The 15,471-nt window shown below is 69.8% G+C and carries 17 protein-coding genes; 12 read left to right on the top strand and 5 right to left on the bottom strand.

Annotation, left to right across the window (positions count from 1 at the left end; all coding sequences use genetic code 11):
* Positions 1-23 precede the first annotated feature (23 nt).
* Positions 24-1,430: an FAD-binding oxidoreductase gene (locus tag ACFY1E_RS04565; protein WP_389071293.1), complete on the top strand. Its 1,407-nt coding sequence runs from the start codon at positions 24-26 to the stop codon at positions 1,428-1,430.
* Between the two features lie 13 nt (positions 1,431-1,443).
* Here the strand turns inward: ACFY1E_RS04565 and ACFY1E_RS04560 are convergent, their stop codons facing one another.
* A complete protein-coding gene (locus tag ACFY1E_RS04560; RefSeq protein WP_389071291.1) occupies positions 1,444-1,857 on the bottom strand; it encodes an SsgA family sporulation/cell division regulator in 414 nt (137 codons plus the stop codon).
* Between the two features lie 532 nt (positions 1,858-2,389).
* On the opposite strand from ACFY1E_RS04560, the gene ACFY1E_RS04555 reads away from it, so the two are divergent.
* Complete coding sequence (locus ACFY1E_RS04555) at positions 2,390-3,820, top strand: RDD family protein (protein ID WP_389071288.1); 1,431 nt, start codon at positions 2,390-2,392, stop codon at positions 3,818-3,820.
* 89 nt (positions 3,821-3,909) lie between these two features.
* Positions 3,910-4,536 carry an RDD family protein gene (locus tag ACFY1E_RS04550; protein ID WP_389071286.1) on the top strand — a complete coding sequence of 209 codons (627 nt, stop codon included), beginning with the start codon at positions 3,910-3,912 and terminating at the stop codon, positions 4,534-4,536.
* Between the two features lie 9 nt (positions 4,537-4,545).
* Here ACFY1E_RS04550 and ACFY1E_RS04545 read toward each other — a convergent pair whose 3' ends face one another.
* Complete coding sequence (locus tag ACFY1E_RS04545; protein WP_389071284.1) at positions 4,546-4,821, bottom strand: hypothetical protein; 276 nt, start codon at positions 4,819-4,821, stop codon at positions 4,546-4,548.
* 333 nt (positions 4,822-5,154) lie between these two features.
* On the opposite strand from ACFY1E_RS04545, the gene ACFY1E_RS04540 reads away from it, so the two are divergent.
* Positions 5,155-7,506, top strand: a complete 2,352-nt coding sequence (locus ACFY1E_RS04540; RefSeq protein ID WP_389071281.1) for an immune inhibitor A domain-containing protein — start codon at positions 5,155-5,157, stop codon at positions 7,504-7,506.
* A gap of 133 nt (positions 7,507-7,639) precedes the next feature.
* Complete coding sequence (locus tag ACFY1E_RS04535) at positions 7,640-8,017, top strand: hypothetical protein (RefSeq protein WP_389071278.1); 378 nt, start codon at positions 7,640-7,642, stop codon at positions 8,015-8,017.
* A gap of 40 nt (positions 8,018-8,057) precedes the next feature.
* Here ACFY1E_RS04535 and ACFY1E_RS04530 read toward each other — a convergent pair whose 3' ends face one another.
* Together ACFY1E_RS04530 and ACFY1E_RS04525 are read right to left on the bottom strand one after the other, a co-directional pair.
* Positions 8,058-8,648: an isochorismatase family protein gene (locus ACFY1E_RS04530; protein WP_389071276.1), complete on the bottom strand. Its 591-nt coding sequence runs from the start codon at positions 8,646-8,648 to the stop codon at positions 8,058-8,060.
* Positions 8,649-8,775: 127 nt separating this feature from the next.
* Positions 8,776-10,122: a nicotinate phosphoribosyltransferase gene (locus tag ACFY1E_RS04525; protein WP_389071273.1), complete on the bottom strand. Its 1,347-nt coding sequence runs from the start codon at positions 10,120-10,122 to the stop codon at positions 8,776-8,778.
* A gap of 58 nt (positions 10,123-10,180) precedes the next feature.
* Between ACFY1E_RS04525 and clpS the strand changes: the two genes are divergently transcribed.
* The 7 genes from clpS (at position 10,181) to ACFY1E_RS04490 (ending at position 14,934) form a co-directional block, all read left to right on the top strand.
* Positions 10,181-10,498: an ATP-dependent Clp protease adapter ClpS gene (clpS, locus tag ACFY1E_RS04520; protein WP_030943626.1), complete on the top strand. Its 318-nt coding sequence runs from the start codon at positions 10,181-10,183 to the stop codon at positions 10,496-10,498.
* 12 nt (positions 10,499-10,510) lie between these two features.
* A complete protein-coding gene (locus ACFY1E_RS04515; protein ID WP_389071270.1) occupies positions 10,511-11,113 on the top strand; it encodes a DUF2017 domain-containing protein in 603 nt (200 codons plus the stop codon).
* Between the two features lie 343 nt (positions 11,114-11,456).
* The gene (locus tag ACFY1E_RS04510) at positions 11,457-12,890 is read left to right on the top strand and encodes an amino acid permease (RefSeq protein ID WP_389071268.1); all 1,434 of its coding nucleotides are present in this window, start codon (positions 11,457-11,459) and stop codon (positions 12,888-12,890) included.
* A gap of 100 nt (positions 12,891-12,990) precedes the next feature.
* Positions 12,991-13,413: a Mov34/MPN/PAD-1 family protein gene (locus ACFY1E_RS04505; protein WP_037710631.1), complete on the top strand. Its 423-nt coding sequence runs from the start codon at positions 12,991-12,993 to the stop codon at positions 13,411-13,413.
* 79 nt (positions 13,414-13,492) lie between these two features.
* Positions 13,493-13,594 (top strand): putative leader peptide, encoded by a 102-nt coding sequence (locus ACFY1E_RS04500; protein WP_311736770.1) that lies wholly within the window; start codon positions 13,493-13,495, stop codon positions 13,592-13,594.
* A 105-nt stretch (positions 13,595-13,699) separates the two neighbouring features.
* On the top strand, positions 13,700-13,978 hold the full coding sequence (locus ACFY1E_RS04495; RefSeq protein WP_115907918.1) for a MoaD/ThiS family protein: 279 nt from the start codon (positions 13,700-13,702) through the stop codon (positions 13,976-13,978).
* Between the two features lie 5 nt (positions 13,979-13,983).
* A complete protein-coding gene (locus ACFY1E_RS04490) occupies positions 13,984-14,934 on the top strand; it encodes a PLP-dependent cysteine synthase family protein (protein ID WP_389071264.1) in 951 nt (316 codons plus the stop codon).
* A gap of 39 nt (positions 14,935-14,973) precedes the next feature.
* On the opposite strand, the gene ACFY1E_RS04485 is transcribed toward ACFY1E_RS04490, so the two are convergent.
* Positions 14,974-15,426, bottom strand: coding sequence for a type II toxin-antitoxin system PemK/MazF family toxin (locus ACFY1E_RS04485; protein WP_389071261.1), 453 nt, complete (start codon positions 15,424-15,426; stop codon positions 14,974-14,976).
* Between the last annotated feature and the right edge of the window lie 45 nt (positions 15,427-15,471).

Raw genomic sequence — 15,471 nt, 5'->3', positions numbered from 1 at the left:
CCGATGGCCCCGGGTGCGACGCTGTGATCATGAGCCGTATCGAAGCGCCTCGCGACGAAGTGACAGGCAACCTCGTCGACCGTCTGCTGGGCGGTCTGCCCGCCGAGGCCGTCCTGACCGACCCGGACGTCACGGCCTCCTACGCCAACGACATGGCGAGCTTCTGCCCGGCCGGCACCCCCGCGGTGGTCGTGCTGCCCCGCACGGTCGAAGAGGTCCAGCACGTCATGCGCATCGCCACCGAACTGCGCGTCCCGGTCGTCCCGCAGGGCGCCCGCACGGGCCTGTCGGGCGGCGCCAACGCCTCCGACGGCTGCATCGTGCTGTCCCTGATCAAGATGGACCGCATCCTGGAGATCAGTCCCGTCGACCGCATCGCCGTGGTGGAACCGGGCGTCATCAACGCGGCCCTCTCCCGCGCGGTCGGCGAACACGGCCTGTACTACCCGCCGGACCCGTCCAGCTGGGAGATGTGCACGATCGGCGGCAACATCGGCACGGCCTCGGGCGGTCTGTGCTGTGTGAAGTACGGGGTCACGGCCGAGTACGTGCTCGGCCTGGAGGTGGTGCTGGCCGACGGACGGCTCATGTCCACCGGCCGCCGTACGGCCAAGGGCGTCGCCGGCTACGACCTGACCCGGCTCTTCGTCGGCTCCGAGGGCTCGCTCGGCATCGTCGTCAAGGCGATCCTGGCCCTCAGGCCGCAGCCGCCGCAGCAGCTGGTGCTGGCCGCCGAGTTCGCGTCGGGCGCCGCCGCCTGCGACGCGGTGTGCCGGATCATGGAGGGCGGCCACGTTCCGTCGCTGCTCGAACTGATGGACCGTACGACGGTCAAGGCGGTCAACGACCTCGCGCACATGGGCCTCCCGGAGACCACGGAGGCCCTGCTCCTCGCGGCCTTCGACACCCCGGACCCCGCCGCCGACCTCGCCGCCGTCGGCGCGCTGTGCGAGGCGGCGGGCGCCACCCAGGTCGTCCCTGCCGACGACTTCGCCGAGTCCGAACTGCTGCTCCAGGCGCGGCGGTTGTCGCTCACCGCGCTCGAAGCCGTCAGCGGCACGACGATGATCGACGACGTGTGCGTGCCCCGGTCCCGGCTGGGCGAGATGCTCGAAGGCACCGAGCGGATCGCCGAGAAGTACCAGCTCACCATCGGGGTCGTCGCGCACGCCGGCGACGGCAACACCCATCCGACGGTCTGCTTCGACGCCGCCGACCCCGACGAGTCCAGGCGCGCCCGCGAGTCCTTCGACGAGATCATGGCCCTTGGCCTGGAACTCGGCGGCACGATCACCGGCGAGCACGGCGTGGGCGTCCTGAAGAAGGAGTGGCTGGCGCGCGAGATCGGCCCGGTGGGGGTGGAGATGCAGCGGGCGGTCAAGCAGGTCTTCGACCCGCTGGGCATCCTGAACCCGGGCAAACTCTTCTGACGGCCGGACTCCGTCACTGGGCGAGCAACTGGTCGAGCGCGGCGTCGATCCCCAGCTGCTCGCCCTCAGTCCCCGGGGGCACCACCCGCAGCGTCCGCTCCAGCCAGGCCGACACCTGGGCGGCCGGCGCCTCCAGCAGGGCGTCGCCGTCGGGTGAACTCAGCGCCATCAGAACGACGCTGCGCCCCTCCGACTTGGTCGGCCACACCCGAACGTCCCCGTGCCCGCAGGCCCGGAACACGCCCTCCACCAGGAGGTCGCGGGAGAACGTCCAGTACACGGGGTTCTCGGAGTTGATGTGGAAGGTGACAAGGACGGCGTACGGGTCGTCGGTGCGGTAGCCCAGCCGGGCCGGCACCGGAATGCTCCGCTCCGGCGACAGGATCAGTCTGAGCTCCAGCTCGCGCTCCACCACGGTGTAGTGCATGTTGTCCGGTTCCTCTCTCGGGCAGGTGTACGGGGCCCTGCGGGTGGGCCCGTACACGTGGAGAGAGGAGCGGGGCGCGAGCATTACGCGGGTCCGGAGAATTTTTTTCGGAACGTGTGTGTACGGTGCGCGGCGTTGCCCGGAAAGGGGTGGGACCGGCGGGGCTGTCGGTGGGGGTTGCGCCCGTCTGGCTGTGCTTTCCCGGGGGTCAACCCCCGGACCCCCGGCCGAACGATGCGTGGCTCCCCGGGTTCCACTCGTGTGAAGTACATGTACGAGGTTGCCCGGAAAGGGGTGGGACCGGCGGGGCTGTCGGTGGGGGTTGCGCCCGTCTGGCTGTGCTTTCCCGGGGGTCAACCCCCGGGCCCCCGGCCGAATGATGCGTGGCTCCCCGGGTTCCACTCGTGTGAAGTACATGTACGAGGTTGCCCGGAAAGGGGTGGGACTGGCGGGACTGTCGGTGGGGGTTGCGCCCGTCTGATAGATGTGGAGGCCCCCATATTCACCCCCGAGCAGATACGGGACGACGGACATGAGCGCCCCAACCCCGGCACCCGGTGACAACAGGCCCCGCGAAGGGTATTACCCGGACCCGTCCATTCCCGGATATGTCCGGTACTGGAACGGTGCGTCCTGGGTGCCGGGCACCAGCCGTCCGGCCCCGACGGACGGCGAGTCGCTCGCCCCGCCGCCCGGCAGCGACCCGGCTCCGATCGAGGAGACGGGACCGCACTTCTTCGACGAGGACCCCGTGCCGCAGTCGGCCCCGGCCCAGCACGGCGGCCGCCCCGAACCCGCGGCAGCCTGGGGCGCCGACAGCTCCCAACAGTCCGGCTTCGGCGGCGACCAGGACCGCCGGGTTTCCTGGGGCAGCCCGCGGTCCGCGGACCCGCGCCTCGCCGACGCCGCCCCGGCCCAACCGGACGGCCAGGCGTCCCGCACCGACGGCACGGCGACGATCCCCCCGGCGGACTCGGACGCGGACGCCCCGGCCCCGGACGGCACCTTCGTGTTCCGCAGGCCGACGGCGCAGACCGGGGAGACGGAGCCACCGGCGGCCGGCCGAGGCATCCCCGGCCCCGGTGGCCCCGCGGCCGACGAGGGCACCATGACGTTCCGTGCGCTGTCCCAGCGCACGGGCAGACAGGGCGGGGCGCAGAACGGCAGCACGGGGGCGCCCGGCTTCGGCGCGGGCAAGGCGGCCGCCGACCGCGCCGCAGCGGCGCAGGCGCAGCCCGCCCCTTCGGGCCCCCAGCAGGCCACCCCGGTGATCCCGCCGCAGGGCGGCGGCGCCCGGCCCGCAGCGGCTGCCCAGCCCCCCGCCCCCGTCGCCACCCCCATGACCAGCGGCCCCGGCGGCGGCCAGCACTCCTGGGCGCAGCAGGTCCACCGGCTCGCGGGCGCCGACGAGGACCAGCCCGTGGCCCCCTGGAAGCCGCCGGTCGAGGACATCTTCCAGGCGGCCGCCATGCGCCAGGCGGCGGCCCGCCCCGCAGGCCTCGGCAAACGGCTGGCCGCCCGGCTGCTGGACACCGTGGTCCTCGCGGGCGTCACGGCGGTGGCCGCCGTACCGCTCGGCGCCAAGGCCGTCGACCACGTCAACCAGAAGATCGACGAGGCCAGGCTCTCCGGCCAGACCGTGACCGTCTGGCTGCTGGACGGCACGACCTCGGTGTACCTGGGCATCGTCCTGGCCGTCCTGCTGGGCTTCGGCGTTCTCTACGAGGTGCTGCCCACCGCCAGGTGGGGCCGCACCCTCGGCAAGAAGCTGCTGGGCCTGGAGGTGCGGGACATCGAGGCGCACGAGCCGCCGACCTTCGGCGGGGCGCTGCGCCGCTGGCTCGTGTACAGCGTGCCCGGTCTGCTCGGCGTCGGGGTCGTGGGCGTCCTGTGGTGCCTGTTCGACCGTCCGTGGCACCAGTGCTGGCACGACAAGGCCGCGGGTACGTTCGTCGCGGGCTGACCGCATACGACGTCTGCCCCAGGTGATCCGGTACTCCGGACGGCCGTTCGCCGGATGCGGAGCCGGGAGGTTCGCGGTCCACTCGGGCCATGAGCAGCGAACCGCCCCCCGGATCCGGCGGACCGCCGGAGGACGACCCGTTCAGGAAGCAGCCCCCTCCTGGCCAGGGGTCGGGCTCACCGTACGACGGCCCCGGCGGCGGGCAACCCCCGCCGTACGGCGGTGACCCCTACGGCGGCGGCCAGTACCCCACGGACCCCCTCGCGGGTATGCCCCCGCTCGCCGACAGCGGCAGGCGCACGCTCGCCCGGATCATCGACCTGATCCTCGTGGGCGTCGTGGTCTGGCTGCTCACCTGGGCCTTCAACGTCCACGAGTACGACGTGAACGGCAACAACCTCTCCTACACCAAGTCCTTCGCGCAGTCGCTGATCGCCGCCGTGCTCTACATCGGCTACGACACGTATCTGATCAGCAGGACGGGACAGACGCTCGGCAAGAAGTGGCTGAGCATGCGCGTCGCCAACCTCGACAACGGCTCCACGCCCTCCGTACAGACCTCACTGACCCGCGCGGCGGTGCTGTGGATCCCGTTCGCGTTCTGCTGCGCGTGCATCTGGACCGCGATCGCGGGCGGCTGGAGCTACTTCGACCGCCCGTACAAACAGGGCCTGCACGACAAGGCCGCCAAGACCGTGGTGGTCAGCACCCATTGAGGCGGCGGGTCAGGACGCGGCGCGCTCGTGCACGGGCTCGGGGACCGTGGCCGGTACGGGGACCTCCTGCTCCGCCTCCACGGTCGCGGGCTGCCGGACCGCGACCACCCTGGGCCTGGGCAGTGGGACCGTCATGGCGACCAGTAGCCCGAGGGCGAGAGCCGCGAAGGCGATGACCGCGATCCCCACGCCCGAACTCGTCTGCGACAGCAGCAGCATGGCGAGCGTCGAGAAGATCACGGTGCACGAACCGTAGACGAGCTGGGCGGGCGTCGGACGAGGCATGGCAATCGTGTCCTCGGAAGTGGGGGTACACGGGGGAGTCGGCCTGGGTTTCTGCCGATTTCCGGGCAGTCCGCCAACCGACTCTAATCGCGTGCATGCCCGAGTGGAACGAACGGTAAGCGTGACCTAACCAACAGTGCCGGTGCACAGGGGGCGCACGGAGTCATGGCGTCCATCAAGTGGACGTTCGAACGCGCCGGTCAGGGTGTCCGTAAAGCGAACGTGAACTCCGCATAGTGCAATTGTTGTGTTCAAGTCAAGGTCTGTTTTTTCTTACCGACCTCTAGTCAAATTGCGTCACTTGACTTGCCACCTTGACCAAGAGGAACTCAAGTGACCCCAAAACCCTGGACGTTCAGAGCAACCGCGGTCGGCGTCGCGCTCGCTGCGGCCACCGCCACGTTCTCGACGTTCGCCGTGGCCCAGGCCGCCGACCCGGCCGCGACGGCCACCCGTGACCGCCATGACCCGGCGGCGGTCAGGAGCATGGAGCAGGACGACCTCGACGGTCCGCTCTCCAAGACCCGGGATGCCCAGCGCCAGGAGGCCCTGAACCAGGTCATATCCGGCCAGGCCCAGGTCAAGGACCGGGGCGGCTCGCAGGTCGTCCAGCTGAAGGGCAAGAAGGGCGACCGCAAGTACGTGGAACTGGGCCGGGAGAAGACCGACAAGATCTTCACGATCCTGGTCGAGTTCGGCGACAAGACAGACAGCACCTACGGCGGCACGGCGGGCCCCGCGCACAACCAGATAGCCCGGCCCGACCGGGCGAAGGACAACTCGACCGCCTGGCAGGCGGACTACAACCAGAAGCACTTCCAGGACCTCTACTTCGGCACCGGCACCGACTCCATGAAGTCCTTCTACGAGAAGCAGTCCTCGGGCCGCTACTCGGTGGACGGCGAGGTCGCCGACTGGGTCAAGGTCCCCTACAACGAGGCCCGCTACGGCAACAACGCCTGCGGCTCCACCAACTGCCCGAGCGTGTGGAACGTCGTCAGCGACGGCGTGAACGCGTGGGTCGCCCAGCAGAAGGCGGCCGGCAAGTCCGACGCCGCCATCAAGACGGACCTGGCGAAGTTCGACCAGTGGGACCGCTACGACTACGACGGCGACGGCAACTTCAACGAGCCCGACGGCTACATCGACCACTTCCAGATCGTGCACGCCGGCGAGGACGAGTCCGCGGGCGGCGGCGCCCAGGGCAAGGACGCGATCTGGGCGCACCGCTGGTACGCGTTCGGCAGCGACACCGGTGTCACCGGCCCCGCGGGCAACAAGCTGGGCGGTGCGCAGATCGGCGACACCGGCATCTGGGTCGGCGACTACACCATCCAGCCGGAGAACGGCGGACTCGGCGTCTTCGCCCACGAGTACGGCCACGACCTGGGCCTGCCGGACCACTACGACACCACCAACGCCGGTGAGAACTCGACCGGTTTCTGGACGCTGATGTCCAACGGTTCCTGGCTCGGCCGCGGCAAGGACGCCATCGGTGACCTGCCGGGCAACTTCAACGCCTGGGACAAGCTGCAGCTGGGCTGGCTGAACTACGACACGGCGAAGGCCGCGACGAAGTCGAAGCACAAGCTGGGTGTCGCCGAGTACAACACCAAGAACAAGCAGGCGCTGGTGGTCTCGCTGCCCGACAAGGCGGTCACCACCGACGTGGTCACCCCGGCGCAGGGTGCGTCCCAGTGGTGGAGCGGCAGCGGCAACGACCTCAAGAACACGCTGACCCGGTCGGTAGACCTCACGGGCAAGTCCAAGGCCACCCTCGCCCTCGACGGTTACTACGACATCGAGGCCAACTTCGACTACCTCTACGCCGAGGTGTCGACCGACGGCGGCGCCAACTGGACCCCGCTGGACGGCACGGTGGACGGCCAGGCCGTCCCGCGTGACGGCAGCGGCAAGCCGGCGCTGACGGGCACGGTCGACGGCTACAAGAAGCTGTCGTACCCGCTGGACGCCTACGCGGGCCAGAAGATCGGACTGCGCTTCCGGTACCAGACCGACGGCGGTGTGGCGCTGAAGGGCTTCGCGGCCGACGAGATCACGGTGACCGCGGACGGTACGGCGCTGTTCAGCGACAACGCCGAGAGCGCTGACCCGGGTTGGACCGCCACCGGCTTCTCCCGCATCGGCGCGTCCTTCACCAAGGACTACAAGCAGTACTACATCGCGGAGAACCGCCAGTACGTGTCGTACGACAGGACCCTGAAGGTCGGCCCGTACAACTTCGGCTTCTCGGCGAGCCGTCCGGACTGGGTGGAGCACTACCCGTACCAGAACGGCCTGTTGATCTGGAAGTGGGACACCTCGCAGCAGGACAACAACACCAGCCAGCACCCCGGTGTCGGCCTGGTCCTGCCCGTCGACTCGCACCCGGCGCCGCTGAAGTGGTCCGACGGCACGCTGATGCGCAGCCGTATCCAGTCCTACGACTCGCCGTTCAGCCTGTACCGCACGGACGGCATCACGCTGCACAACGCGGACGTCGAGACGAGGCTCCCGTCGTCGAGGGGCGTGCCGGTCTTCGACGATCACGCGAGCACGTACTACGACGAAGCGACCCCCTTCGCCGGCGTCAAGATCACTGACACCAACACCAAGATCAGGATCGTCAGGGAGGCCAAGGACGGCTCGACGATCAAGGTCGAGGTCGGCCCCGCGGTGAAGTAGTCGGCATTTCCGCAGGTCAGAAGCGTATCGGCGGCGACCCCCTGGCGGGTCGCCGCCGATCGTGTTTAGGTGCGTCCTGTGCTTCCCTTATTGACACCGGTAACGACATCGACTCGCACGGGGGTGTGACTGCATGGCCGCAGGAGGTTTCTGCAAGCTGCCGACAGGCAGCGTGGTGGTGGCGCTGAACCTGCCCAGCCCCACCGCCGACGGCACGGGCTGCATACGCTTCCTCGTGCACGCCCAGAACCGGGCGCGCGCCCTGACCAGGCTGCGCAACCTGGGCATGCGGGCGGTCTACCTGAGGGGCAACGCCGCCCCGCCGACCCCCGACGAGATCACCGCGGTCCTGCACCACCCCGACGGCCTCATATGGCGCACGGCACCTGACATCGGTGTCGTGCACGGCCCGGAGCTTCCCCAGGAGCTGTGGCACCCGGTCAGGGCCCTGCTGAGGCAGCGCCCTGAAGGGGCGCGAGGAACGGCGCGACCAGCCACAATGGACCTGTAGACGCCCGACCACCCAGCGCGGCACCCCAGAGCGCGCACGCTCAGGCAACCACAGGCTTCCCGGACAACTCCACACCCGCCGAGCGCAGCTCCTCCAGAGCCCGCTCGGTGGTGTCCTCGGCCACTCCCGCGGTCAGATCGAGCAGCACCTGGGTGCGAAACCCCTCCTTCGCGGCGTCCAGCGCGGTGGCGCGCACGCAGTGGTCGGTGGCGATCCCGACGACGTCGACCTCCTCGACCTCCCGGGCGCGCAGCCAGTCGGCGAGCTTCACGCCGTGCTCGTCGGCCCCCTCGAACCCGCTGTACGCCGCCGCGTACGCCCCCTTGTCGAAGACGGCGTCGATCGCCCCGGAGGCGACGGCGGGCGCGAAGTTCGGGTGGAAGCCGACGCCCTCGGTGCCCGCGACGCAGTGCGCGGGCCAGGAGTGCCGGAAGTCGGGGTTGTCGGCGAAGTGGCCGCCGGGTGCGATGTGGTGGTCGCGGGTGGCCACCACGTGGCGGTAGCCGGAGCCGCCCGCCTGCCCGATCAGCTCGGTGATGGCGGCGGCCACGTCGGCACCCCCGGCCACGGCGAGGCTGCCCCCCTCGCAGAAGTCGTTCTGCACGTCAACGACGATCAAGGCGCGGCGCATGGTGGGTGTCCTTCTCGACGATGGGGTCGGGGGAGGGGTGCGGGCCCGGCCATTGAACTTCCGAGCGTATTGAGTTCCCGTCCGGTAGGGGAGGGGGCGTCACGGGGCGTATCCGGCGGCACCTGCTTTAGCTACCCGAGCGCCCGTGTACGTACTCCGTCGGAATGACCGGTTCCCCGCGCGAGAGCTGGGTCGCGGACAGCGGCAGAGTGGCGCGCGCGGCCGTGTGCCGGTCGCGTACGACGTCCAGCGGCTCGCGCGCCACCACGTCACCGCCCTTGACCAGCTCGACCAGCAGCTGCCGGTCCGCCAGCTCGGGCGGGACGATGCCGGTGCCCACGACCTCGGCCTCCGCCACGCCGTCGGCGTCGAGGCGCCGCGCGGCCCACTTGCGGCCGCCGATGGACGTCTTGCCGCCGCTGGACTTCTTCGCCACCGGCACCAGCGGAGCCTTCGGGTCGTCGGACTCGGCGCGGGCCACCAGTTTGTAGACCATCGAGGCCGTCGGGTGCCCGGACCCGGTGACCAGCTGCGTCCCGACGCCGTACGCGTCCACGGGCGCCGCGGCCAGCGAGGCGATGGCGTACTCGTCGAGGTCCGAGGTCACGATGATCTTCGTGGCCGTCGCGCCCAGCTCGTCCAGCTGCTGCCGCACCCGGTGCGCGACCAGCAGCAGGTCGCCGGAGTCGATGCGTACGGCGCCCAGCTCGGGCCCGGCGATCTCGACGGCCGTGCGGACGGCCTCGGCGACGTCGTAGGTGTCCACGAGCAGGGTGGTGTTCCGGCCGAGCGAGTTCACCTGGGCCTGGAAGGCGTCCCGCTCGCGGTCGTGCAGAAGGGTGAAGGCGTGCGCGGAGGTGCCGACGGTCGGGATGTTGTAGCGGAACCCGGCCGCGAGGTCCGAGGTGGAGGCGAAGCCGCCCACGTACGCGGCGCGCGAGGCGGCGACGGCCGCGAGCTCGTGGGTGCGCCGGGCGCCCATCTCGATCAGCGGGCGGTGCCCGGCGGCCGAGGACATCCGGGAGGCGGCCGCGGCGATCGCGGAGTCGTGGTTGAGGATGGAGAGGATCACCGTCTCCAGCAGCACGCCCTCGGCGAACGACCCCTCGACCCGCATGATCGGCGAGCCCGGGAAGTACACCTCGCCCTCCGGATAGCCCCACACGTCACCGGAGAAGCGGTAGGAGGCGAGCCACTCGAGGGTCGCCTCGTCGACGATGTTCCGCTCGCGCAGGAAGCCGAGGACGCCCGCGTCGAAGCGGAAGTTCTCCACGGCGTCCAGGACCCGCCCGGTGCCGGCCACCACGCCGTAGCGCCGCCCCTCGGGCAGCCGCCGGGTGAAGACCTCGAAGACGCTTCGCCGTTCGGCCGTACCGGCCTTCAGGGCGGCCTGCAGCATCGTGAGCTCGTACTGGTCCGTGAAGAGCGCCGTCGAGGGAACGTCCACCGGCAGCCCAAGGTCCGCTGTGTTCATGGCAAGGAATGGTACACCCCTTTGCGTCAGTGTGACGATTTGTGGGGCCCGTGGCAGCATGGGCTGTGTGACGTCACCCGCTCCCCTTGAGATCGAACGGACCGAATCTGCGGAAGAGGTCTTCGCCGTACCCGAGCCGGACGTCCCCTGGGTCACGATCGTCCACAACGACCCGGTCAACCTCATGAGCTATGTGACGTACGTCTTCCAGACGTACTTCGGCTACACCAAGGACAAGGCCACCAAGCTCATGCTCGATGTCCACCACAAGGGCCGGGCGGTCGTCTCCAGCGGCACTCGCGAGGAGATGGAACGCGACGTGCAGGCGATGCACGGCTACGGACTGTGGGCCACCCTCCAGCAGGACCGGAAGTAGCGACTCAACCTGATGCCAGGAACCTTCGAACCGCTCCCCGGCGGCGGCGCGGCCGTCGCGCTCGACGACGTCGAGATCTCCATCATCCGGTCGCTGGCCGTCCAGCTCCTGGAGCTCGTCGGACCCGGCCCCGGTGAGGACGCCCCGGACGACCCGCTGGCCGAGCTCTTCGCCGAGGGCCCCAGCGAGCCCCCGAAGGACCCCGTCCTCCGGCGGCTCTTCCCGGACGCCTACAGCGACCCGGAGGGCAGTCCCGGGCCCGAGGAGGCGGAGGAGCAGCGGGCGTACTCCGCCGAGTTCCGCCGCTACACGGAGAACGACCTGCGCGCCGCCAAGCGTGAGAGCGCCCTCGCCGTGATCCGCTCCCTGGACGCACTCACACCGGCGGGCGACGGCGGGGCGATCCTCAAGCTGTCCGCCGAGGAGTCCCGGCTGTGGCTCGGCACTCTCAACGACCTGCGCCTGGCGATCGGCTCCCGCCTCGAGATCACCGACGAGGACGACACCGACCTCCTCTACCGACTCCCGGACGAGGACCCGCGCAAGCCGATGGTGATGGCGTATCTGTGGCTGGGCGGCCTCCAGGAGACGCTCGTCTCGACCCTTATGCCCTGATCCAAGGCGTGCGGCGTTCGCTCAGAGGACGCTCAAATCCGGATAACGATGAGGTCACCAGGGTCGCCTTCTATGCGCCCGTGGGGTGGCCTTTGTCCGGTTCTCCCTGTGGCGTGCGCCACATTTCGCTCGGACGATCAAGCTTGCGGCCGTGATAAATCTTCACGACCGCCCGGCGAACACCACCCATGTTCAGCCGGGTGCGCCACCGAGCCGGCGGATCGCCGGCCAGGCACGGGCGGGTCCGCAGAACCCGCCCAGCTCCATCTATCCGGGGGGATCGAGACCCGATCCGGGGCCGACGAGAGGCCCGGGGTCGGAATGGAGAAAGGCGCACCACCACATGACCTCCGCTCAGGTCGGTACGGACAACGCCCCCGAGGGGGCCGAAGAGGGGTACGAGCGCGGGCTCGGCAGCCGCCAGGTCCAGATGATCGCGATCGGCGGCGCCATCGGCGTCGGCCTCTTCCTGGGTGCCGGGGCGAACATCGCCAAGGCCGGCCCCAGCCTCATCTTCATGTACGCCCTCGCGGGCGTGATCATCTTCTTCATCATGCGGGCGCTCGGCGAGCTGCTCCTCTACCGCCCGGTCTCGGGCTCCTTCGCGGAGTACTCCCGCGAGTTCCTCGGCCCGTTCTTCGGCTACTTCACCGCCTGGACGTACTGGCTGATGTGGGTCGTCACGGGCATGGCCGAGCTGACGGCCGCCGCGATCTACGTCCACTACTGGTTCCCGCACATCCCGCAATGGACGACCGCCCTGGTCTTCCTGGTGATCCTCTTCGGGGTCAACCTGATCTCCGTGAAGCTCTTCGGCGAGCTGGAGTTCTGGTTCTCGATGGTCAAGGTCACCGCGCTGATCGGCATGATCGTGATCGGGCTCGGCGTCCTCACCTTCGGCTTCAGCGCCGCCGGTGACACCGCCTCGGTCGCCAACCTCTGGCAGTTCGACGGCTTCTTCCCCAAGGGCGTCGGCTCGTCCCTGATGACCCTGCAGGGCGTCATGTTCGCCTACCTCGCCGTCGAGCTGGTCGGCGTCACGGCCGGCGAGTCCGAGAACCCGGAGAAGACCCTCCCCAAGGCGATCAACACCCTGCCCTGGCGCATCGCGCTGTTCTACGTCGGCGCGCTCACCGTCATCCTCTGCGTGGTCAAGTGGACCGAGTTCGCCGAGGGGGTCAGCCCGTTCGTGAAGGCGTTCGCGCTGATCGGCATTCCGGCCGGCGCCGGCATCGTCAACTTCGTCGTCCTGACCGCGGCCCTGTCCTCCTGCAACTCGGGCATGTACTCCACGGGCCGCATGCTGCGCACGCTGGCGGACAACGGTGAGGCCCCGCGCGCCTTCGCCAGGCTGTCGGCCTCCAAGACCCCGGCCCTCGGCATCACCGTCTCCGTCGCCTTCATGGGCATCGGCGTGGTCCTCAACTACATCGTCCCGGAGAAGGCGTTCGGCTACGTCACCTCGGTGGCCACCGCGGCCGGCATCTGGACCTGGCTGATGATCCTGATCAGCCATGTCCTCTACCGCCGCGCGGTCGTCGCGGGCCGGCTGCCCGCCTCGTCCTTCCCGGCACCGGGCGGCGCGGTGTGCTCGTACATCGCGATCGTGTTCCTGCTCTTCGTCACCGGTCTGATCGCCTACGACGCCGACTCCCGCGTCTGCCTCTACGTGATGGCCGGCTGGGCGGTCGTCCTCGGCATCGGCTGGGCGGTCCTCAAGGCGAGCAACCCGGAGGTCACCCGGCGGCGCGAGCCCGAGCTGGAGAAGGTCGGCTGACCCAGCTCTCTGTTCGGCATCCGGGCCGTCCCGTACCACCCATCGGTACGGGACGGCCCATCTGCTTGTCCTGGCAGTCCCCCTGCATATCCTGACGAACATGCTGACCATCACCCAGGCCCTCGTCGACCAGATCGTCGCGCACGCGCGCAAGGACCACCCCGACGAGGCGTGCGGCGTCGTCGCGGGCCCGGCCGGTTCGGACCGCCCCGAGCGGTTCATCCCGATGCTGAACGCGGCCATGTCGCCCACGTTCTACGAGTTCGACTCCGGCGACCTGCTCAAGCTCTACCGCGAGATGGACGACCGCGACGAGGAGCCGGTGGTCATCTACCACTCCCACACCGCGACCGAGGCCTACCCCTCCCGCACCGACATCTCCTACGCCAACGAGCCCGGCGCCCACTACGTCCTGGTCTCCACCGCGGACACCGACGGCCTCGGCGACTTCCAGTTCCGCTCGTACCGGATCGTGGAGGGCGAGGTCACGGAGGAGGAGGTCACGGTCGTGGAGGCCTACTGATCTCGCGGTTCGGTCAGAATTCGTCCAGTATGCGAGATCACACTCCGGGACCGGCTCCGGGAATCGATACGATGACCCCATGGTTTTCCACGACGTGAGCGACAAGACGCCGGGCATGCTGCTCGTGGCGCGGCTGCACGTCGACCTGTGCAGGCTGCAGAGCGCCATCTGTACGCGCTGATCCCTGCCGCCGTACGGCCGTGAGCCGCGGCGCCTTGTGCACCACACGCTCCACTGCGCTGCCGCGCGCCCACCGACTGACTACTCCCGACAGGAGCCCTGAGCCATGGCCATCGAGGTCCGCATCCCCACCATCCTTCGCACCTACACCGCCGGCGAGAAGGCGGTGGAGGGCAACGGGGACACCCTCGCCGAGCTCTTCGCCGACCTCGAGACCCGGCATGCGGGCATCCAGGCCCGCATCGTGGACAACGGCGAGCTGCGCCGCTTCGTCAACGTCTACCTGAACGACGAGGACGTCCGCTTCCTCGAGGGCATCAACACCAAGGTCGCCGACGGCGACAACGTCACGATCCTGCCGGCCGTGGCCGGCGGCATGGCCTGATCCGCATGCGCTACGACTCCCCGCTGGCCGCGGTGGGCAACACACCTCTGGTGCGCCTGTCGCGGTTGTCGCCGTCCGAGGACGTCCGCATCTGGGCCAAGCTGGAGGACCGCAACCCCACCGGCTCGGTCAAGGACCGCCCGGCCCTGCACATGATCGAACAGGCGGAGAAGGACGGCCGTCTGACCCCGGGCTGCACCATCCTGGAGCCGACGAGCGGCAACACCGGCATCTCGCTCGCCATGGCCGCGAAGCTCAAGGGCTACCGCATGGTGTGCGTGATGCCCGAGAACACCTCGCAGGAGCGCCGCGACCTGCTCGGCATGTGGGGCGCGGAGATCATCTCCTCCCCGGCGGCGGGCGGCTCCAACACCGCGGTCCGGGTGGCCAAGGAACTCTCGGCCGAGCACCCGGACTGGGTGATGCTCTACCAGTACGGCAACCCGGACAACGCGGGCGCGCACTACGCGACGACCGGCCCCGAGATCCTCGCCGACCTCCCCTCGGTCACCCACTTCGTGGCGGGCCTCGGGACGACGGGGACGCTGATGGGCGTCGGCCGCTTCCTGCGCGAGAACAAGCCGGACGTGAAGATCGTCGCCGCGGAACCGCGCTACGACGACCTGGTGTACGGGCTCAGGAACCTCGACGAGGGCTTCGTACCGGAGCTGTACGACGCCTCCGTGCTGACGACCCGCTTCTCCGTCGGCTCGGCGGACGCCGTCACCCGCACCCGTGAACTCCTGCAGCAGGAGGGCATCTTCGCGGGCGTCTCCACCGGCGCGGCCCTGCACGCGGCGATCGGCGTCGGCAACAAGGCCCTCAGGGCCGGCGAGAGCGCGGACATCGTGTTCGTCGTGGCCGACGGCGGCTGGAAGTACCTGTCGACCGGCGTCTACACGGCGGCCACGACGGAGGAAGCCATCGAGACGCTGCAGGGTCAGCTCTGGGCGTAGTCCTTCCTGGGCCCGCCCGAAGGGCTCATGGCGCGGGGCTCAAGTAGCCAGGTGACGGACCTGGTCCCACAGGACCGGGTCCACCACACCCACCCTCCGCCGGAACTCCCACACCGGAACCTCGCGCAGCTCGTCCGTCTCCAGGAAGCTCGCGCGCCCCTGCGCATCGCCGACGGCCCCGGGGGGCAACGGGATCACCCCGGCCCGCTCGTCGTGGTACTTGCTGGTGATCTTCGCGACGACCGCCCGCTCCCCGTGCACCACCAGCACCAGACAGGGCCGGTCCTTGTTGCCCGGCCGGTCCTCGTAGGGAACGTTCGCCCACCAGATCTCCGCGGGCCTGGGCCGCCCGCCACCGCGTACGCCCGGCCGGCCCGGCGGCCGCGTCCGGCGCCCCGCGGGCCGTCGCCCCCGCCCCCAGCCGTCGACGAGCGTGGCGACCAGCGCGAGCAGTATCACCGCCGCGAGCGCGAGCCACCATGACGTGTCCATACGAAGACGTTACCGGCGCACGATCAGCGTCGCGCGCCCTCTGCG

The organism is Streptomyces sp. NPDC001604 (assembly GCF_042893475.1).
In the GTDB taxonomy this organism is placed as follows: Bacteria; Actinomycetota; Actinomycetes; order Streptomycetales; family Streptomycetaceae; genus Streptomyces.
Note: the sequence above shows the minus strand (reverse complement) of the source record. Positions and strands in the feature narration are given on the sequence as shown.